General features: G+C 72.8%; 16 protein-coding genes. 7 read left to right on the top strand and 9 right to left on the bottom strand.

Annotated features, from left to right (window positions below):
* Window positions 1-163: 163 nt before the first annotated feature.
* Together AC6F7H_RS15705 and AC6F7H_RS15700 are read right to left on the bottom strand one after the other, a co-directional pair.
* Complete coding sequence (locus AC6F7H_RS15705; protein ID WP_500757593.1) at window positions 164-676, bottom strand: EF-hand domain-containing protein; 513 nt, start codon at window positions 674-676, stop codon at window positions 164-166.
* Window positions 677-902: 226 nt separating this feature from the next.
* Window positions 903-1283 (bottom strand): STAS domain-containing protein, encoded by a 381-nt coding sequence (locus AC6F7H_RS15700; protein ID WP_500761838.1) that lies wholly within the window; start codon window positions 1281-1283, stop codon window positions 903-905.
* Between the two features lie 444 nt (window positions 1284-1727).
* On the opposite strand from AC6F7H_RS15700, the gene AC6F7H_RS15695 reads away from it, so the two are divergent.
* Both AC6F7H_RS15695 and AC6F7H_RS15690 read left to right on the top strand, forming a co-directional pair.
* Window positions 1728-2324, top strand: a complete 597-nt coding sequence (locus AC6F7H_RS15695) for a sigma factor (RefSeq protein WP_500757592.1) — start codon at window positions 1728-1730, stop codon at window positions 2322-2324.
* On the top strand, window positions 2321-3595 hold the full coding sequence (locus AC6F7H_RS15690; RefSeq protein ID WP_500757591.1) for a maleylpyruvate isomerase N-terminal domain-containing protein: 1275 nt from the start codon (window positions 2321-2323) through the stop codon (window positions 3593-3595). The genes AC6F7H_RS15695 and AC6F7H_RS15690 overlap by 4 nt, the downstream gene beginning before the upstream one ends.
* Window positions 3596-3630: 35 nt before the next feature.
* Here the strand turns inward: AC6F7H_RS15690 and purU are convergent, their stop codons facing one another.
* Together purU and AC6F7H_RS15680 are read right to left on the bottom strand one after the other, a co-directional pair.
* On the bottom strand, window positions 3631-4512 hold the full coding sequence (gene purU, locus AC6F7H_RS15685) for a formyltetrahydrofolate deformylase (protein WP_500757590.1): 882 nt from the start codon (window positions 4510-4512) through the stop codon (window positions 3631-3633).
* Window positions 4513-4558: 46 nt separating this feature from the next.
* The gene (locus AC6F7H_RS15680) at window positions 4559-5059 is read right to left on the bottom strand and encodes an SCO4402 family protein (RefSeq protein ID WP_500757589.1); all 501 of its coding nucleotides are present in this window, start codon (window positions 5057-5059) and stop codon (window positions 4559-4561) included.
* A gap of 117 nt (window positions 5060-5176) precedes the next feature.
* Between AC6F7H_RS15680 and AC6F7H_RS15675 the strand changes: the two genes are divergently transcribed.
* Window positions 5177-6478, top strand: coding sequence for an ABC transporter substrate-binding protein (locus AC6F7H_RS15675; protein WP_500757588.1), 1302 nt, complete (start codon window positions 5177-5179; stop codon window positions 6476-6478).
* A 129-nt stretch (window positions 6479-6607) separates the two neighbouring features.
* Here AC6F7H_RS15675 and AC6F7H_RS15670 read toward each other — a convergent pair whose 3' ends face one another.
* Both AC6F7H_RS15670 and AC6F7H_RS15665 read right to left on the bottom strand, forming a co-directional pair.
* The gene (locus tag AC6F7H_RS15670) at window positions 6608-8167 is read right to left on the bottom strand and encodes a hypothetical protein (RefSeq protein WP_500757587.1); all 1560 of its coding nucleotides are present in this window, start codon (window positions 8165-8167) and stop codon (window positions 6608-6610) included.
* 283 nt (window positions 8168-8450) lie between these two features.
* The gene (locus tag AC6F7H_RS15665; RefSeq protein WP_500757586.1) at window positions 8451-9836 is read right to left on the bottom strand and encodes an NsdA family TPR-like regulatory protein; all 1386 of its coding nucleotides are present in this window, start codon (window positions 9834-9836) and stop codon (window positions 8451-8453) included.
* Window positions 9837-10217: 381 nt separating this feature from the next.
* Here AC6F7H_RS15665 and AC6F7H_RS15660 point away from each other — a divergent pair, with 381 nt between their 5' ends.
* The 3 genes from AC6F7H_RS15660 (at window position 10218) to AC6F7H_RS15650 (ending at window position 13735) form a co-directional block, all read left to right on the top strand.
* Window positions 10218-10934: a bifunctional DNA primase/polymerase gene (locus AC6F7H_RS15660; RefSeq protein WP_500761836.1), complete on the top strand. Its 717-nt coding sequence runs from the start codon at window positions 10218-10220 to the stop codon at window positions 10932-10934.
* 363 nt (window positions 10935-11297) lie between these two features.
* On the top strand, window positions 11298-12089 hold the full coding sequence (locus AC6F7H_RS15655) for an ABC transporter ATP-binding protein (protein ID WP_500757585.1): 792 nt from the start codon (window positions 11298-11300) through the stop codon (window positions 12087-12089).
* Complete coding sequence (locus AC6F7H_RS15650; protein ID WP_500757584.1) at window positions 12086-13735, top strand: transporter; 1650 nt, start codon at window positions 12086-12088, stop codon at window positions 13733-13735. Before AC6F7H_RS15655 ends, AC6F7H_RS15650 begins: the two co-directional genes overlap by 4 nt.
* Before the next feature lie 32 nt (window positions 13736-13767).
* Here AC6F7H_RS15650 and AC6F7H_RS15645 read toward each other — a convergent pair whose 3' ends face one another.
* Both AC6F7H_RS15645 and AC6F7H_RS15640 read right to left on the bottom strand, forming a co-directional pair.
* A complete protein-coding gene (locus AC6F7H_RS15645; RefSeq protein ID WP_500757583.1) occupies window positions 13768-14643 on the bottom strand; it encodes an alpha/beta fold hydrolase in 876 nt (291 codons plus the stop codon).
* Between the two features lie 543 nt (window positions 14644-15186).
* The gene (locus AC6F7H_RS15640; protein ID WP_500757582.1) at window positions 15187-15879 is read right to left on the bottom strand and encodes an iron-dependent transcriptional repressor DtxR; all 693 of its coding nucleotides are present in this window, start codon (window positions 15877-15879) and stop codon (window positions 15187-15189) included.
* Between the two features lie 250 nt (window positions 15880-16129).
* Here AC6F7H_RS15640 and AC6F7H_RS15635 point away from each other — a divergent pair, with 250 nt between their 5' ends.
* Entirely contained in the window at window positions 16130-16885 is a 756-nt protein-coding gene (locus tag AC6F7H_RS15635) for an SIS domain-containing protein (protein ID WP_500757581.1), read from the top strand.
* A 10-nt stretch (window positions 16886-16895) separates the two neighbouring features.
* Here the strand turns inward: AC6F7H_RS15635 and AC6F7H_RS15630 are convergent, their stop codons facing one another.
* Window positions 16896-18356, bottom strand: coding sequence for a PAS domain-containing protein (locus AC6F7H_RS15630; RefSeq protein ID WP_500757580.1), 1461 nt, complete (start codon window positions 18354-18356; stop codon window positions 16896-16898).
* Between the last annotated feature and the right edge of the window lie 81 nt (window positions 18357-18437).

The raw sequence follows: 18437 nt of genomic DNA, 5'->3' as shown, positions 1-18437 counted from the left end.
ACGGCCGAACTGTTCACGGCTCCGGGCGTGTTGCGCCGTCGGCTCGCACCCGCACGTGGGCGCCGCCCCTGCGGAAGGCGCTGAAGGCACCGAAAGTACTCGAGTACGTCCCCGGGCGGCGCTGCTCCAGGAGCAGCGCCGCCCGGGGACGTGGAAACCGGCCCTACTCGGGGACGGTGAAGTAGCGGGCGAAGCCCCGTACGACCTCTTCCTCGCCGATCCTGCCGTCGCCGTCCGCGTCCAGCGCGGCGGCAGCGGATCCGGCGAGCTCCTCGGGAACACCGAGCGCCCTCAGGACGCGGGCGGCGTCCGCCACGCCGACCGCGCCGTCGTCGTCCGGGCCGGTCAGGGCGAGGGTCGCGCGCAGGAAGGGCCGGGCGATCTCGGCGAACCGGTCCGGGTTGTCCCGCAACCGCTTCACCGCGCCGGTCACGAATTCCTCGCGGGTGATGCGCTGGTCGCCGTCGTGGTCCGCGATGCCCGCCATGCCCTGCCAGAAGGCCTCGGCGCCGCCGTACAGGGCCTGGCCCTTGTCGGAGCGGGCCCGCGTGCCGAACTCGGCGAGCAGCGCCTTGGCCGCTCCGCTGAAGTCCTCGCGGTCGATGTAACCGTTGCCGTCCTGGTCGAAGGTGGCGAACCGGGCCGCGATCCGGCGCTCGTACTCGCTGGTGACCATGTTTCTTTCAGGCCGCCTTACTCAGAGGGTCGTCTCGCTCGGAGGGTACGTCGTACGAGGCGGCTTCATGAATTCGGAAGCGACATCTGCGCCAAGAGCGGGAGAATTCCGGGACAATCGCGTGACACGCGACACCTTTCGCGGTAGGTGCGGTGCGCGTGGTGTCCGTGATGCGCGTGCGCCCCGAGGTCCGTCGCGCCTGACGCCCCGAGGGCTCGCGGTCGGCTCAGGCCGACAGCGGGCGGGAGCTCCCGTCCACCGCGGACGGGACGTCCGGGTGCACGTCGAAGAGGCGGCGGACACCGAGCGCGCCGAGGACCCGGTTGACGTGACTGCCGTCGGCGGCCCCGTGGGCGGGCAGGATCAGCCGCAGACTGCCCCGGCAGGAACGCAGCAGCCGGCGGGTGGCTATGAGCACCCCGACGCCGCTGGAGTCGCAGAACCACACCTCGGAGAGATCGAGGACGAGGCTGTGCCTGCCGTCGGCCACCGCGTCGTGCACCCGCTGACGCAGCACCGGCGACGTCACCAGGTCCAGCTCACCCGACACTTGGAGCACGGCCCACTCGCCCTGCTGCCCGTCGGTCACTTTGAAGGCCACCACCACGCCCTTCGCTCGCCGAAACGGAAGAAACACCTACGCTTCCTTGCAGCGCGGCTGCCCACCGGCCGTGCCCTGAAACTCGACCCGGGAAACCGTTACCGAACAGTAAAGGCTTGTTTCAGTCGGCTTCGATCCAATTCGATGGGTTACGGTCTGTTCAGATCCGCATCAGTCAGTTCTGGTCAGTTCCGGTTGGCTTCAGTCAGTCTCAGTCGACTTCAGTCGATTCCGATCGGTGAGCGGCTGGGTAGGCACGCTCCGGACGGCATCCGACGTGCCCGCGGGTGGCTCCTTACCACCTGTGGCTCGCCGGGGGCGCGCATTGCCGTAAAGGGGCGTGCGCTCTCCGACGTGCCGACTACATTCATGGAGTCGGCGGGCACACGCCGGCCCCGGGCACGATCGGCTCGGGGCGCCGGGGGAGGAACAGGGGGTGAAGGGGGCCACATGTCGAAAAGGGACGTCCCGCCTCACTGGGACCGCAAGATGCAGCAGCGGCTCGCCCGCGGGGAGGCCGCGGCGCTCGGTGAGTTCTACGACCGGTTCGCCTCCCTCGTGCACGGCCTCGCCCACCGCGTCCTCGGCGACGAGCGCGCCGCCGACGGCATCACGCGCGACGTCTTCGCCCACGTCTGGGAGCACCCGGACGCCTACGACCCCAAGCAGGGCCCGCTGCGCACCTGGGTCGCCGAGCTGACCCATCGGCTGGCCGTCGAGCGGCTGCGCGCCACCGGGACGGCGGCGCTCGCCCGCAGCTCCCCCGGCTCCCCCGGCGACACGGAGGAACTGGAGCGCCAGGTGCGCCACGCCTCGGTGGCCGCCCGCGCGGACTACATCGCGCACGCCATGCCGGTACCGCTGCGGGCCGCGCTGGAGCGGGCGTACTTCCAGCGCCGCGACTACCACCAGACCGCCGCCGACCTCGGCGTCACCGCGGACGAGGCCCGCCGCCGCCTCCGGCTGGGCCTGCAACTGCTGGCCACGGCTCACGACACCGAGACGGCCCGGCTGGACACCCCGCCCGGCATCGGGGGTGCGGCGTGAGCGACGACCGTTGCGAGCCGTCCGGCGACGACGCCGCCGCCGCGGGAACACACACGGCCACGGGAAACGGGGCGGACGGTATGCGTGAGGACGGCGGGCCGTCCCTGCCGGCGCCGGCACCCGAGCCCTCCGCCGGGGTCGCGCCGCGACCGGTCGAGCCGCTGGTGCTGGAGCACCGGGTGCTGAAGTCACTGCTGGGCGCGTGGGCGCTGGCCGCCTGCGCGCCGGAGGAGACGGCGGCCGTCGAGGAGCACCTCGGCGACTGCGGGGCCTGCGCCGACGAGGCGCTGCGCCTGCGCGACGCGGTCGGGCTGCTGCAGCGCCCCGAGAGCCTCGATCTGGACCCGGGGCTGCGCACCCGCGTCCTGGAGTCCTGCCTCAAGCGGCGCCCGCCGCGCATACCCGTACCCGACTGGGCCGCCGCCTACGACGCCGAGACGGCCCGGCTGGACGCGCTGCTCCAGGACTTCGGCGACACCGAGTGGCACGCGCCCGTACGGCTGCGCTGGTACGAGGACGACGAGGCGACCACCCGCCGCACCACGGTCGCCGGGGTCATCGCGCATCTGCTGACCGTCGACGGCCTGGTCGCGGTCGCCCTCGGGCTGGACGACCCGCTCGGCGGCCTGTCGGCCGAGCGGCCCACCCCGTCGGCCCGCACCGAGGCGTACTGGAGTGCCGCCCACTCCCCTCCCACCCGCTCCGTACGGGCGCCCTGGCGTGCGCAGACCCACGACCTGGTGCGGACCGTGTCCTTCACGGGCAGCCGGGCCGGGCGGACGGCGGTGCCGTACGGCGACTTCGAGCTGCCGCTGCACGACGCGATGCTGGACCGCGCCTTCGAGTGCTGGGTGCACGCGGAGGACATCGCCGAGGCGGTGGACTACCCGTACGATCCGCCCACCGGACGGCATCTGCACCGCATGGTCGACCTGGCCGCGCGGATGCTGCCGTCCGTACTGGAGGCACGCCGCCGCTCCGGGCCGGACGCACCCGGCGGGCGGCGGCTGGTCGCGGCCGGTGCGCCGGGGCGGAGCCTGCGGCTGGAGATCGAGGGGTCCGGGGGCGGGGAGTGGCTGATCCCGCTGGACTCCCCCGCCGCCCGGGGCTCCGCCGAGCACGAGGTGGCCCACATCGCCCTCGACGGCTCGGAGTTCTGCCGTCTGGCCGCGGGCCACGTACCCCCGCGGGAGGCGGCCGCCGGGCAGGTCGGCGACAAGGAGGCCATCAGTGAGGTCCTCCTGGCGGCGGCCTCACTGAGCAGGATGTAGCCGGGACCCTCCACGCCTTCCGGGCGGCCGGCGGTTCAGGCGAAGACCACCGTCCGCCGCCCGTTCAGCAGGATGCGGCGCTCCGCGTGCCACTTCACCGCGCGCGCCAGCGCCTGGCACTCCACGTCGCGGCCGACGGCGACGAGCTGGTCCGGGGCGACGTCGTGCCGCACCCGCTCGACCTCCTGCTCGATGATCGGGCCCTCGTCGAGGTCGGCGGTGACGTAGTGCGCGGTGGCACCGATCAGTTTCACTCCCCGGGCGTGCGCCTGGTGATACGGCTTCGCGCCCTTGAAGCTCGGCAGGAAGGAGTGGTGGATGTTGATGATCCGCCCGGAGAGCTGCTTGCACAGGTCGTCCGAGAGGACCTGCATGTAGCGGGCGAGCACGACGAGTTCGACGTCCTCCTCGCGCACGATCTCCAGCAGCTTCGCCTCGGCCTCCGCCTTGGTGTCCTTCGTCACCGGCAGGTGGTGGAAGGGAATGTTGTACGAAGCCACCAGTTCCGCGAAGTCCGTGTGGTTGGACACCACTCCGGCGATCTCCACCGGCAGCGCGCCGATCCGGGCGCGGAAGAGCAGGTCGTTCAGGCAGTGGCCGAACCTGCTGACCATCAGGAGGATGCGCATCTTCTCGTCGGCCCGGTTGATCTGCCAGTCCATCCGGAACGAGTCACCGATCGCCGCGAAACTCGCCCGCAGCTTGTCCACGGTCACCGGTGCCTCGGCGGAGAAGTGGACCCGCATGAAGAACAGGTCGGTGTCGTGGTCGCCGAACTGCTGGCTGTCCTCGATGTTGCAGCCGGTCATGAACAGGTAGCTCGACACGGCGTGCACGATGCCCTGCTTGTCGGGGCAGGACAGGGTCAGAACGTACTGGTCGGCCGGGGCCTCTGCTCGGGTGGGCTGCTCACTCATGCGGGAAAGGGTCCCATACGCGGGTCGCGGACGAGGAGCCGTCCCGCTACGCGGACCGCGTGAGGATGTTCAGCACCTCGAGGGTCCGCGGCGCGGTGTCGGGGTCCTCCCCGTCGCTCACCGCCAGCCGCACATGCGCGTCCCGCGCGGCCCGTACCGCGTCCGGCCATCCCTCGTGCTCGAGGTAGGCGGTGACCGGTGCGTCCGGACCGACCTGGTGCATGATCCGCAGCACGCGCAGCACCGCGGTGTCGACGAGCGCCGCCTCCTGGGAGTCGCGGAAGATCGTGCCGACGTACTTCTCGGCGGACCAGTTGTCCAGCCAGGTGTCCTCGACCAGCCGGTAGACCGCGTCGGTGACGTCACCGTAGCCGTCCACCCCGGCCAGCCAGACCCCCTGCTGGAACCCGGGGTCGGAGAGCATGTGCAGCGCGGAGCGCACATTGCTGCGCCAGCGCCACCATGGCATGTCGTTGAGTGGCATGCCGCCCATGGTGGATGAGCGACGGCCGCGGCGGGAAGAGTTCTCCGAACCTTGCACGGTCATCGATCGTACGTTTCCACTTCCCAGGGGTCACATCGGCCCCTTAATTCACTCCCACGTCACCACTCGTTGACCACAGGTCACCCCGGGGTTGGCGATGTGAGGGAATCGTGCGTAAGCATGACCGGCAGTCGCATTCGCAGCAGTTCCCTTCCCCGCCACCGCTCCCGGACGTTCAGAGCGGGCGTCATGACCACGGGCACGCTGGCGGCGATGACGCTCGCCGCCGGCTGCGGAGTCGTCCCCGGCACCTTGGGGACCGACGACGACCCGATCACCGTCATGACCTGGGCGCCCGAGGAGACCAAGACCACCAACAAGCCCGGCATGCCCGCTTTCGCCCGCGCCTACGCCCGCTGGGTGAACTCCGAGGGCGGCATCAACGGCCGCAAGCTCAACGTCCTCACGTGCAACGAGCGCAACGACAGTGTGGCCGCCGCGCGGTGCGCCCGGACCGCGGTCAAGGAGAACGCCGTCGCGGTCGTCGGCTCGTACAGCCAGCACGCCGACGCCTTCCTGCCCACCCTCGAGGGTGCCGGCATCCCGTACATCGGCGGCTACGGCATCACCACCGACGAGTTCACCAGCCCGCTGTCCTACCCCGTCAACGGCGGCCAGCCGGCGCTGCTGGCCGGTCTCGGCCGCGCCCTCGCCGATTCCTGCGGGCCGGTCACCCTGATCCGGCCGGACACCATAGCGGGCGACCAGCTGCCCCCGCTGCTCAACTCGGGCCTGTCCGCCGGCGGTCATGAGCCGACCGCGGACCAGCGGGCGGAGGAGGAGGCCACCGAGTACGCCGGGCAGTCGAAGCGGGCCCTGGAGACCAGCACCACCGACCCGGAGGCGCCGGGCTGTGTGGTGCCCGCGCTCGGGGACCGCACCGGCACCTTCATGGACTCCTTCCGGCGGGCCCGCGCCGACTACCCCGACGTGCGCACCGCGACCGTGATGGGCAGCGTCGACCAGACGACGATCAACACGTCCGGCGGCGCGTCGAGCCCGTACGAGGGGTCGTACGTGACCGGCTGGTACCCGGCGTCGAGCGACGCGCTCTGGGACCCGATGAAGGACGTGATCAAGAAGGAGGCGTTCGGCGACAACCGGATCGACCCCGCCGACGCCGGGGTGCAGACCACCTGGATCGCCTACACGGTGCTGAAGCAGGTCCTCGAGTCGCTCGGCGACGACGAGGTGAGCTCGCGCGGTGTGACCCGGACGCTGAACAAGGGGCTGAAGGTCGAGACGGGCGGCCTCACCCCCACCCTGCGCTGGCAGTTCCAGGACAAGTTGGCCGCCGTCGGCTTCCCGCGGCTGGTCAACGCCAACGTGACCCTGCAGAAGGTCGAGGACGGGCGGCTGGTGGCCGGCAGCGAGGGCTTCATCGACGTGACGGACACCCTGCACGAAGCCGACGTGGTGTGACGCGCGGGGGCGCGGCGAGGACGGAGCGGGGTGAGGAGGGGCAGGGTGCGGACGGAGGCCGTCCACCGGCCCGGCCCGCTCCGCTGTCCTCCCCTGTCCTCCGCCGCCCCCGCTGCCGCCAAAAGCCGGTCACAGCTGGGTCGGCGGCCGCTCGGTCAGGCCGTACTGCTTGGCGATCGCGTTCCACAGCGAGGCCGCCTTGGTCTTCTCCTCCGTCGCGGTGCCGCTGGCCCGGTTGCCCGCCTCGGTCTGACCGGTCGTGCGGGCCTGGCCCTTCTTGCAGCCCTTCTTGCCCGCCACCTGGTCGGCCCAGGCCGCGTAGTGGTCGTCGGCCGACGCCGACGCCTGCCACGCCTTGGTGAGCGCGGCGCTCAGCGCCTGGTGGTCGGGCAGCTTGTCCACCTCGATGCCGGAGAGGTCGGTGACCAGTTGGTTGCGCTGGTCGGCCGCGTCCCGCAGGTCCTTGGCCGCCTGGTCGAGATTGCGGCAGGCCTTCACGTCGTTCACCGCGTTGATCACGGCGGTCCGGCTGTCGCCGCTGACGGCCAGCAGCTTGTCCAGCTCCACTGCCTGCTGACGGACCGGGTCGACGGTGGGGGACGCCTCGGCCTCGGGTTCCTCGCTCGCGGGGGCGGTGGCGGAGACGGGCTGCTTCTTGCCGCTGTCGTCGTCTCCGCTGCCGAGCAGCGCGCCCGCGCCGATGCCCAGGACGACGAGACCGACACCGACCGCCGCGATGAGCGGCACCCGTGAGCCCGTACGTCCGCTCCGGCCGCCGCCGTCGCCCCCACGGGCGGCACGCCGGCCGCCGCCACCCCGGCCGGGCGGGGTGTGGGCGGGCTGCGGACGCTCGAAGCGGGGGAGCTGCTGGGTGGAGCCGACCGCGCCCGGGTCGGCGCCCGCGCCGCGGAAGAGGTTGTCGAACTCGGCGGGCGGCTGCCGGTTCCCGTCGTCGCCCGGAGCGCCGGGTGCGGCGCCGTACGGGGCTCCCCCGGGCTGGTCGGTCACCGGGGCCATGAACTGGGTGGCCTCGGCGTCGGGGTTGCCCGCGGGCGGGCCCGGGTACCCGGTCGCCTCGGAGTGGTGTGCGGCGGGCATCTCGGGGGGCAGCGCCCCCGGGCCCACCGGGGGTATGTACTGCGTCGCACCCTCGTCCACGGGGGCGGCGGGCACCGGCGGCAGGAACTGGGTGGCCCCCTCCGACCCGTCGGGCAGTGCGCCCGCGGCGGCGGAGCCGTACGCGTCGACGGCGGGAACACCGTAGGAGGAACCGTTCTGCGGCGGCATCGGGGCGGACGGGTCGTACGGGGTGTGGGCGCCGTACGCCGGGACCTGCCCGCCCTCGGGCGGCAGCGGACCCGGACCGTGCTGCCCCTGGCCGTGCCCGCTCGCGGCCGGGTCCTGCGCGCCCCAGGGGGCCGGTTCCTGCGGGCCCCACTGCTGCGCGGGCGGGGATTGCCAGCCCTGACCCTGCGACGGGGCCGGCAACTGCTCCTCCGGTCCCCAGGGCGTTCCCCAGGTCTGGCCGCCGGGCGGCGCCGAGGCGGGCGGCTGTCCGCCCGCACCGCCCGGGGCTACCGGACCGGCCGGCCCGCCCGGCAGCAGGGGCTCGCCACCGTCGGAGGGCAGCACGATGCCTTCGCGCGCGGGGCGCGCCGAGGGCTCCTCGCCCTGTCCACTCTGCGTCACCGGGACTCCTACACATGGGGGACCTTGTGAATCGTCGACTCACGCTACCGGGTCCCCGGAGCCCGGTGCCACGCAGCACGGAGCCTGAGATCCTGCCCTGTGATCGCGGTAACAGAACCAGGTCACCACACGCTGTTCATGGCCCCTCCTTCACCCCGGCCCCGCGTCAACTCCACGTTGGCCGCCCGTTCGCCCGCCGAAGTCCGTCCCGTTCATCCCCCGACGCCGCCACCGTGCGTACCCGTACTCTTGCTCGCACCCCCGCCCGTACCTGTGTTCATGCTCATGCCGCGGCCGGGAGGGCGACACGTGCGCCGAACTCCCGCACCACCGGCTCCTCCTGATACGGCTCCAGTCGCTGTCGGAAGTCCTCCAGGTACTCGGCACCGCGGTTCGACCTGAGCCCGTCGAGCAGTTCCACCGCTTTCAGGCCCGTACTGCAGGCCTGTTCGACCTCCCGCTGCTGCACCTGCGCGGTGGCCAGCAGCACATAGCCGATCGCCCGGCGCCGGGCCCGGGACTCCGGATGGCCGGCCAGTGCCTCGAGCGCGCACCGCGCGGCCGCCTCGGCCTGTCCCAGATCCCGGTGGCAGTGCGCCAACTCGTCTGCCAAATAGGCCTCGTCGAAGTGTGCGATCCACACGGGATCGTCCCCCGACGCCGGATCGGCCGCCTCCATGGCGCTGATCGCGTGCCCGGCCGCGATCTGCGCGGCGTGCGCGTCGCCCATCAGCGCGTGCCCGCGTGCCTCCGCCGCGCGGAACATCGCCTGCGCGCGGGGTGTCGCCCGGCCCCGCGCGCCTTCCTGCGCGGCTCGCGCCAACTGCGCGATCTCCCGCGGGTTTCCGAGCTGCGCGGCCAGATGGCTCATGGAGGCGGCCAGTACGTACCCGCCGTAGCCGCGGTCGCCGGCCGCCTGGGCCAGCCGCAGCGCCTGGATGTAGTAGCGCTGGGCGAGGCCCGGTTGCCCGGTGTCGATCGCCATGTATCCGGCGAGTTCGGTCAGCCGGGCGACCGCCGCGAACAACTCCCGCCCCACGGCCTCTCGGTAAGATCCCGCGAGCAGCCCCGAGACGACGCTGTTGAGGTAGTGCACGACGACCGGACGCACGTGCCCGCTGCCGTACTGGTGGTCCAGGTCCACCAGGGCCTGCGTCATCGACCGCACGGCCCCCACGTCGGACCGCCCGACCCGCGGCCCGACCGAGCGCGCCACCTGCGCGTCGGGGGCGGAGATCAGCCAGTCCCGGCTCGGCTCCACGAGGGCGGACGCGGCGACGGAGGAGCCGGACAGGAAGTCCCGCCGGCCCACATCACTGCGCCACAGCTCGCAGACCTGCTCGATGGCCCCCAGCACCGTCGGCGAGAACTGGAGACCGACGCCCGACGCGAGGTTCTTGCCGTTGGCCATGCCGATCTCGTCGATCGTGACCGTGCGGCCCAGTTTGCGTCCGAGCGCCTCCGCGATGATCGCCGGCGCCCGGCCCCGCGGCTGCTGTCCGCGGAGCCAGCGGGCCACCGACGTCTTGTCGTAGCGCAGGTCGAGGCCGTGTTCGGCGCCGCACAGGTTGACCCTGCGGGCCAGCCCGGCGTTGGAGCACCCGGCTTCCTGAATGAGCGCCTGCAGTCGTTCGTTCGGCTGCCGCGCGACGAGAGGCCTTGCGGCCATGGCACACCCCCTGTGGCTGCGGTGCCTGCCCACGCACCGAGTTGACGTGTCTTCCGCGGCCGGAGACCCGGCATCTCCTGACATCTCCTCTCGACCAGGAGCAAAAGTTCCGGCCCTGAAGATCAATGCCCCGCCGAGGTGCCGAAGATGCGAGACATGTACGGATTGCCGGGGTGACAGTTGATGCCTGCCCCGGCCGGCCGCCCACTCCCGGTCGCGGCCGCCGGCCGGCCACCACCGGTCACCCACTCCTGGCTACCCACCTGGGGACGTGGATCCTCTTGCGCGCCCCCGCGGATGCACCCATGCGCCCCGGGCGCGAAGCAAGTGCTCCTCCCCCGCGCATGGACACGGGCGTAACCCCTGGTGACGGACGTAGTTGTGTTCATCGTGGAAAAAACGATCCCGGGCACCGGCACCGGACACATCCCGAAGCAGCGCGGAGAAACCCTGCTGGAGACCGCGGTGCGGTATACCGAGGAGCGGCACTGGGACGTGTTCGCGGGCACCTGGCTGGAGGCCGTCAACGGGGTGCACCGCTGCTCCTGCGGCGTCGCCGGGTGCCCGGCACCCGGCGCACACCCGGCGCGCTCGGACTGGGCGGCCCAGGCGACCGGCAGTGCGACCACCGTTCGCCGCATGTGGCAGATGTGGCCGACGGCCTCGATCCTGCTGCCCACCGGCCACGCCTTCGACACGATCTCCGTCCCCGAGACGGCCGGATTCCTGGCGCTGGCCCGGATGGAGCGGATGCAACTGACGCTCGGCCCGGTGACCCTGAGCCCGGCCGGACGCATGGAGTTCTTCGTGCTCCCCGGCGCCTCGACCAAGGTGCCGGGTCTGATCCGCTCCCTGGGCTGGTCGCTGTCCCCGCTCGATCTGAGCGTGCGGGGCGAGGGGGCGTACGTGGCGGCGCCGCCCACGCGGTTCGGGTCGAGGGGGGCCGTGCAGTGGGCCAGCAGGCCGACCCCGGCGAACCGCTGGCTGCCGGACGCGACGGAACTGATCTCCCCCCTCGCCTACGCCTGCGGCCGCGACCGCCAGGACCGTCGGGACCGGCAGGACCAGCAGGAGCTCAGGCGCCGGCAGGGCCAGTAGGACCGCCGGGACCGCCGGCCTCGGCAGAACCTCGCACCTGCCGGGACCGGCGGAACTCCGCGATCGACGCAACCACCAGGACCGGCAGAACCGACCACCGGACCCGGCAGGACAACGGAACCCGCAGGACCGGCAGGGCCACCGGGACCGACGGAACCATCAGGTCCGATCGGGCCACCAGGGCGCAGGGCCCACGGGAACACCAGGGCTGCAGGGTCCGTGGAGGTGCCCGGTCGGCGTGGGGCGCGGTCGGTCGAGGCGCGGTCGGTCGAGGCGCGGTCGGTCGGGGCGCGGTCGGTCGGGGCGGTGTGGGGCCGTGTGCTCCGGCCCCGCGCGGATCGCCCTCCCCGTTAGGGTGCTCGTATGACGGAGGGAGCAGGGGTGGGTTCGTCCGCCGTGCGTGTGCAGGGGCTCTGGAAGCGGTTCGGTCAGCAGATCGCGGTGGCCGGGATCGATCTGGAGCTGCCCGCGGGCAAGTTCATCGGGCTCGTCGGGCCGAACGGAGCGGGGAAGACCACCACGCTGTCGATGGTGACCGGGCTGCTGCGGCCCGATCAGGGCACCGTCGAGGTCGTGGGACACGACGTGTGGCGCGACCCGGTCGAGGTCAAGGCACGGATCGGGGTGCTGCCGGAGGGGCTGCGGCTGTTCGAGCGGCTGTCGGGGCGTGAACTGCTCGCCTACTCCGGCCGGTTGCGCGGCCTGCCCGGCGCCGAGGTCGACAAGCGCGCCACCCAGCTGCTCGACGTCCTCGACCTGGCCGGGGCCCAGCACAAGCTGGTCGTCGACTACTCGACCGGTATGCGCAAGAAGATCGGCCTCGCCGCCGCGCTCCTGCACAACCCCGAAGTGCTGTTCCTGGACGAGCCGTTCGAGGGGGTCGACCCGGTCTCGGCGCAGATCATCCGGGGCGTCCTGGAGCGGTACACCGCGTCCGGCGCCACGGTCGTGTTCTCCTCCCACGTCATGGAACTCGTCGAGTCGCTGTGCGACTGGGTCGCGGTGATGGCCGCGGGCCGGATCCGTGCCCACGGGCCACTCGCCGAGGTGCGCGGGGACGCGCCCTCGCTCCAGGCGGCGTTCCTGGAACTCGTCGGTGCGCACGGCCGCGACACCGGCTCCGAGCTCGACTGGCTGGGCGGCGGATCCCGGTGAGCGCCCCCGTCCCCGCTCCCGCGACCGCCCCCTCCCCCGCGGCCGCCTCCGCCCCCGCGCTCACCCCGGTCTTCGTCCGGCTGAAACTGTCCCTGCTGCGCAACGGACTGCGGCAGTCCGGTGGGCGCAAGGCCGCGTACATCACCTCGGCCGTCGTCGTCCTGCTGTTCGCCGCGCTCCAGCTCGTCGGCCTCGTCGTGCTGCGCCGCGTCGACCACGCCGAGTCGCTGGTCGTGCTGCTGGTGGCGGTGCTGGCACTGGGCTGGGCGGTGATGCCGCTGTTCTTCCCCAGCGGTGACGAGACGCTCGACCCGACCCGGCTGGTGATGCTGCCGCTGCGTCCCCGGCCGCTGGTGCGGGCCCTGCTCATCGCCTCGCTGGTCGGCATCGGACCGCTGTTCACACTGTGCATGCTCGTCGGGTCGGTGATCGCCGTCGCGCACGGCGGGGCGGCGATCGCCGTCAGCGCCTCTGCCGTACTCGCCGTCCCGCTGGCGCTGCTGGTGTGCGTGGCGCTGGCCCGTGCGGTCGCCACCGCCAACGTACGGCTGCTGACCAGCCGCAAGGGACGCGACCTCGCGGTGCTCAGCGGACTCCTGATCGCGATCGGGGCGCAACTGGTCAACTTCGGTGCGCAGCGGCTCGGTGCCTCCGGTCTCGAACAGCTCGAACCCGCGGCGGACGTGGTGCGCTGGATCCCTCCGGCGTCCGCGATCGGCGCGGTGCACTCGGTGGGCGAGGGCTCGTACGGGATCGCCGTCGCCCAGTTCGCCCTGAGCGTCGGGGCGCTGGTGGCGCTGCTCGCGCTGTGGTCGCGGTCGCTGACCCTGTTGATGACCTCGCCCGACGGTTCCACCCTGCAGAGCGGCGAGGCGGCCGTGCGCGACCGCGCCTCGACCGGGCCGGCCCGGCTGCTGCCCGCGGGACGCACCGGCACGGTCATGGAGCGCAGCCTCCGCTACGTCTGGCGCGACCCCAAGACCAAGGCGGCATGGGTGACCTCGCTGGCCATCGGGCTGATCGTGCCGGTGTTCAACGCCTGGCAGGGCACCGGCTCGGTCTACTTCGCCTGCTTCGCCGCCGGGATGCTCGGCATCATGATGTACAACCAGTTCGGCCAGGACACCTCGGCGTTCTGGATGGTCGCGATGACGATCGCCGGCACCCGGGACGCCTACGCCGAGCTCCGCGCCCGTGCCCTGGCCCTGCTGCTGATCACGCTGCCCTACGCCACGCTCGTGACCGTCCTGACCACCGCGATGCTCGGCGACTGGCCCCGGCTGCCGGAGGCCCTGGGGCTGTCCTTCGCCCTGCTGGGCGCGATGCTCGCGACCGGTGCGTGGACGTCGGCGTGCTTTCCCTACTCCATTCCGCAGGAGGGCTACAAGAACGTCGCGCCGGGGCAGACCGGGCTCGCCTGGATCTCGATCTTCGGTGGCATGGTGGCGGCGGCCGTGCTGTGCGCACCGGTCATCGCGCTCACGATCTGGCTGAACGTGAGCGCGGGCGGCGAGGGCCGGACGTGGCTGCTGCTCCCGGTGGGCACGGTGTACGGCGCCGCCATCGGCCTGCTCGGCCTCCGTCTCGCCGCCCCGCGCACGGCCCGCCGCCTCCCGGAGATCCTCACCGCGGTCAGCAAGGGCTGAGCGCCCCGGACAAGCGGTACGGGCGGCCGGGTTCAGCCGGCGCGGAGGGTGGCCAGGAACGGCTCGATCGCCGTCCGCCAGGCCTCCGGCTGGTCGTAGTGGACCAGGTGGCCGGCGTCGGCCACCTCCGCGTACTGGCCGCGGGGCAGGACGCGGACCATCTCCTGGGCCTCCGCGCGCCCCAGTTCGCCGTCGAGGCCGCGGACCACCAGGGTGGGGCACCGCACCTGGGCCAGCTCCTCCCAGTGCGCGTTGTACACCCAGGTCTCGCGGGAGCGGAGCATCTGGTCCGGGTCGAAGACCGGCCGCCACCCGTCCGGGGACTCGGCCATCACCTCGGCGTAGAACTCACCGCGGGCCGGGTTCGGCCGCTCCACCCAGGGGTCGTCCTCGCCGAACCACTTGCGTACGTCGGCGAGCGTGGCGAACGGGAGGGGCCAGGCCTTGAACCACTGGGCCCACTCGCGCTGCGAGGCGGCCCCGAGCGCGGAGGCCCGCATGTCGCAGATGATCACCCCGCGCACCAGGTCCGGCCGCTTGGCGGCCAGCTGCCAGGCGGTCAGCGCGCCCATCGCGTGGCCGATGAGGACGGTCGGGCCGAGACCGAGCTGCTCCAGGGCGGCCTCGGTGTCGTCGACATAGGCGTCCCGGGTGAACGAGGCCTGCGCGGGCTTGTCGCTGCGGCCGTGGCCACGCTGGTCGAGGGCGACGGCCCGGTACCGCCCGGAGAGCCAGCGGGCCGTGGGCGCCCAGTGCGAAGCCCGCCCCATGAGCCCGTGCAACAACAGCACGCTCGTGCTCCCGGCGGCGTGCTCCGCCGGATCGCCGCCGGTCTTGGGGGGATCACCGAACTCCCAGGCGGTGAGCCGTACGCCGTCCGCCCCCGTCACGTCGATACGTCGCGCCATCGTGTTGGCACCCCCAAGCTCGCTGCCTGCCGTGCTGCTTGCCCTGTCTGCTGTTGCCGCCCCGCACAGGTTATCGAATGCGCTTTCGAGAACCCCGTTCCCGCCGCCAATACCCCTCGATCGAGTGACACCCCTCGATGATTGATCGTCGTGGCCGAGGGGAGATTTCCAGCGGGAGGCGAACCGCTCGGGGAAACCGGTTCGAGGGGAATGACCCTGGGAGCTCGGGGCTCCGGGTCAGCACTGGGGAGGACAGGCCCCGGCGCCGCACGGCGCCGGGGCCCCTCACGTACTCACGGCACATCCTCCGCCCCTCCCCGGCCGGGCGACATCGTGCCGGACCCGGCCAAGAGCCCCTCGCGTCATATGCCTCACGCGACAGCCTCGCACGTGAACCCGGCGAGCGCTGCACTTCGGCACACCGAATCTCGGATTCGGCCCGATCACACCGAACCCCCAACTCCCTCCCGGGCGAGACGAGTTGGGGGTTCAATGCGCGATGCGGCGATGCGGCGACAGGCCCCGGGCCCCAGACCCCGGGCCCTAGGGCTTGGCGACGAACACGTGGGAGGCGACATCCGTCTCCAGCTCGGCCGCCTCGCCGCCGCTGCCCACCAGCACACCGCCCGCCGACTCCGTCACGCTGACCACCGAGCCGGGCTGCACGCCCGCGCGGCGCAGCGTGTACATCAGCTGCGCGTCCGTCTGGATCGGCTCGCCGATACGGCGCACCACGACCGTCTTGCCCTCGGGCCCCGGGTCGAGATCGGCCAGGGACACCATGCCCTCGTCCAGGAAGGGGACGGCGCCGTCCTTCTCGCCCAGCTCCTCCAGGCCCGGGATCGGGTTGCCGTAGGGCGACTCGGTCGGGTGCCGCAGCAGCTCCAGCACGCGACGCTCGACGGCCTCGCTCATCACGTGCTCCCAGCGGCAGGCCTCGGCGTGCACCTGCTCCCACTCCAGGCCGATCACGTCGACGAGCAGACACTCGGCGAGGCGGTGCTTGCGCATCACCCGGGTGGCCAGCCGACGGCCCTCCTCCGTCAGCTCCAGATGCCGGTCGCTGGCGACGGACACCAGGCCGTCACGCTCCATCCGGGCCACCGTCTGACTGACCGTCGGCCCGCTCTGGTCGAGCCGCTCGGCGATCCGGGCGCGCATGGGGACCACGCCTTCCTCCTCCAGCTCGAGGATGGTGCGGAGATACATCTCCGTGGTGTCGATCAGTCCGGACATACGTGCCCCTCGATGAGATCTGCGATTGGCTCTGCCGGAGGCTGGACGGCTCACCGGCGCATGCGCTGGCCCTGGACTCAATTCTGACCCATCGCGCCGACAACCGGGGCATGCCGTGGAAACGCCGGGCACTCGCCGGGTGGTACGGGCCGCCGCGGAGGTCTGCCCGGCCCCTGCCGCCATGTTGACACGGCGCTGGTCCGGACCGCACGGTGATCCGCAGCAGCCCACCCCGAAGGGATGGTCCTCCATGAGCGACCGCACGCCGGCCGGCCGGTTCCTCGACGCCGCGATCGACCTGCTGCACCGGGTCCGCGACGAGGAGGCCGACTCCGTGGCGGCCGCGGGCACCCTGCTCGCGGACACGGTCACAAACGGCGGACGCCTCTTCGCCTTCGGCGCCGGCCACTCCTCGCTCGCCGCGCAGGACGTCGTCTACCGCGCGGGCGGACTCGCCCTGATGAACCTGCTCGCCGTCCCGGGTGCCGTCGGCGTCGACGTGATGCCGGCCACCCTCGGTTCCGCCCTCGAACGCGTCGACGGCCTCGCGAGCGCCGTGCTCGACGCGTCACCGGCCCGCGCGGGCGACGCCCTGGTGATCGTCTCCCTGTCCGGGCGCAACGCGCTCCCGGTGGAGATGGCCGTGAGCGCCCGCGCCCTGGGGATGAGGGTCATCGGCGTGACCTCGGTGGCGTACGCGGCGGAGACGACGTCCCGGCACGCGTCGGGGACGTATCTGAAGGACCACTGCGACCTCGTCCTGGATTCCAAGATCGCGGTCGGCGACGCGGAGCTCACCCTGGACAACGTCCCCGCCCCCTTCGCCCCCGCCTCCACGGTCGTCACCGCGGCCCTGCTCCAGGCGGTCGTGGCCACCGCCGCCGCCACCCTGGCCGAGCGGGGCGTCGAGCCCCCGCTCCTGCGCTCCGGCAACGTCGACGGCGGCCACGACTGGAACGGCCGCGTCCTGGACCAGTACGCCGACCGGATCTTCTACCGGCGCTGAGAGCCCGCCGTCACTCCGGCCGCCCGGTCACTCCCGCCAGGTCCAGGGCCGTGGCGATGCGTGCGGCCACGTCCTCCGCGTACACCGCGTCAAAGCGTTCGAACGCGCTCCGGCCCGGACCGCGCAGAAACGTCACGGCGCCCAGCGTCCGGCCGCGGCTGCGCAGCACCGTGCACAGGGCGTGTGCCGCGTCCGCCGGCCACTGCCGGGACACCGCCCACACACGTGCCTCCTCCGCCGGCACCGCCCCCGCGTCGGCCCGCACCGAGCCGGCCCGCTCCACGCACTGCAGCGCCGGATGCCCCTCGCGGTACCGCACCGGCAGACCCGCCCGCCCGGCCAGCCGGCTCGGCCCCGGCGCCCCGGCAGGGGTGGCCGCGATCCGCACCAGCCGGACCCGCCCGGCGCTCTCCCCCTCGTCCGTCGTCCCGTCGGACCCCCGGCCGGCCACCCGGTCGATCAGTGCGTGGTCGGCGAATCCGGCCAGCGCGAAGTCCAGGTGGACGGTGACCGCCTCCGCCGGGTCCTCGCACTCGGCCGCCGCCCGCGCCGCCCGGTGCAGTTGCTGCCCGCGGAACCGCAGCAGCGACGCCTCCTGCTCGCCCTGCCGGGACTCGGTCACGTCCTGGAACAGCCAGCCCACGCCGAGCGGCACCGGTTCCTCCGCCAGCGGCGACGACAGCCGCACGAACCCGCACCGCCAGCACCGCCGCCGCTCGCCCTCCGGCTCCCGCACGCTCACCCAGATGTCGGCGGGCGCGGGCGGGGCGCCCTCGGCCAGCACATGGGTGAGCGCGCTCTCCAGCTCCTCCACGCCCTGCGACAGCAGCTCCCCGAGCGGCCGTCCCAGCACGGACCCGCGCCCCGTGCCGAGCGCGCGGGCCGCGTGCGGGTTCACCACGGCGGGCCGCAGATCGGCGTCGACGAGCACGACGCCCCAGCTCGCGTCCTCCAGCAGCGCCTCGCTCAGCGCGATCGACCGCTCCAGGTCGATCTGCGCGTGCACCTCGCTGAACGCGCAGTACACGCCCGCCGGCTTCCCGTCCGGCCCGCGCACGGCCGCGGACTGCGTCCGCACCAGCACCCGGCCGCCGTCCTTCGTCAGCAGCGCGAACTCGTGCACCTGCCGGCCCGGCGCGCCCATGGCCGACATCAGCCGCGCCTCCACCTCCGCGGCGTCGGCGCCGCGCACCGCCCATCCGGCGAACCCCTGCCGGCCCACCGCCTCGACCGCGGTCCACCCGAGGACGCGTTCCGCCTCCCGGTTCCAGTGCGTCACCACCCCGTCCGCGTCGAGAGCGCACAGGGCGGCATCCATACCGTCCAACAACGCGGCCAGCAGATCGGATCCGGCTGGGCTCTCCCGCCCGGACCCACCCGGCCCCTTCCGCCCGGAACCACCCGAACTCTCCCGCTCGGGCTCGTCGGGCCCCAGTTCGTCGGTGGCCCCACTACGCCGGGAAGCACTCACCTGGACCCCCTGCAGGCCGCGTCCGCACGTACGGCACATCGGTTCACTCACTTGCAATCATTCAACTTGAACGTGACCCAG

This window comes from Streptomyces sp. MMS24-W38 (assembly GCF_059889265.1).
The sequence above is the reverse complement of the archived record's forward strand: the minus strand, read 5'-3'. Positions and strand labels throughout refer to the sequence as shown.

What these genes read in the sequence shown, in the direction of transcription:
- AC6F7H_RS15705 (WP_500757593.1), bottom strand. Translation starts at nt 676, where the DNA reads ATGGTCACCAGCGAGTACGAGCGCCGGATCGCGGCCCGGTTCGCCACC.
- AC6F7H_RS15695 (WP_500757592.1), top strand. Translation starts at nt 1,728, where the DNA reads ATGTCGAAAAGGGACGTCCCGCCTCACTGGGACCGCAAGATGCAGCAG.
- purU (WP_500757590.1), bottom strand. Translation starts at nt 4,512, where the DNA reads ATGAGTGAGCAGCCCACCCGAGCAGAGGCCCCGGCCGACCAGTACGTT.
- AC6F7H_RS15680 (WP_500757589.1), bottom strand. Translation starts at nt 5,059, where the DNA reads ATGACCGTGCAAGGTTCGGAGAACTCTTCCCGCCGCGGCCGTCGCTCA.
- AC6F7H_RS15675 (WP_500757588.1), top strand. Translation starts at nt 5,177, where the DNA reads ATGACCGGCAGTCGCATTCGCAGCAGTTCCCTTCCCCGCCACCGCTCC.
- AC6F7H_RS15665 (WP_500757586.1), bottom strand. Translation starts at nt 9,836, where the DNA reads ATGGCCGCAAGGCCTCTCGTCGCGCGGCAGCCGAACGAACGACTGCAG.
- AC6F7H_RS15655 (WP_500757585.1), top strand. Translation starts at nt 11,298, where the DNA reads ATGACGGAGGGAGCAGGGGTGGGTTCGTCCGCCGTGCGTGTGCAGGGG.
- AC6F7H_RS15645 (WP_500757583.1), bottom strand. Translation starts at nt 14,643, where the DNA reads ATGGCGCGACGTATCGACGTGACGGGGGCGGACGGCGTACGGCTCACC.
- AC6F7H_RS15640 (WP_500757582.1), bottom strand. Translation starts at nt 15,879, where the DNA reads ATGTCCGGACTGATCGACACCACGGAGATGTATCTCCGCACCATCCTC.
- AC6F7H_RS15635 (WP_500757581.1), top strand. Translation starts at nt 16,130, where the DNA reads ATGAGCGACCGCACGCCGGCCGGCCGGTTCCTCGACGCCGCGATCGAC.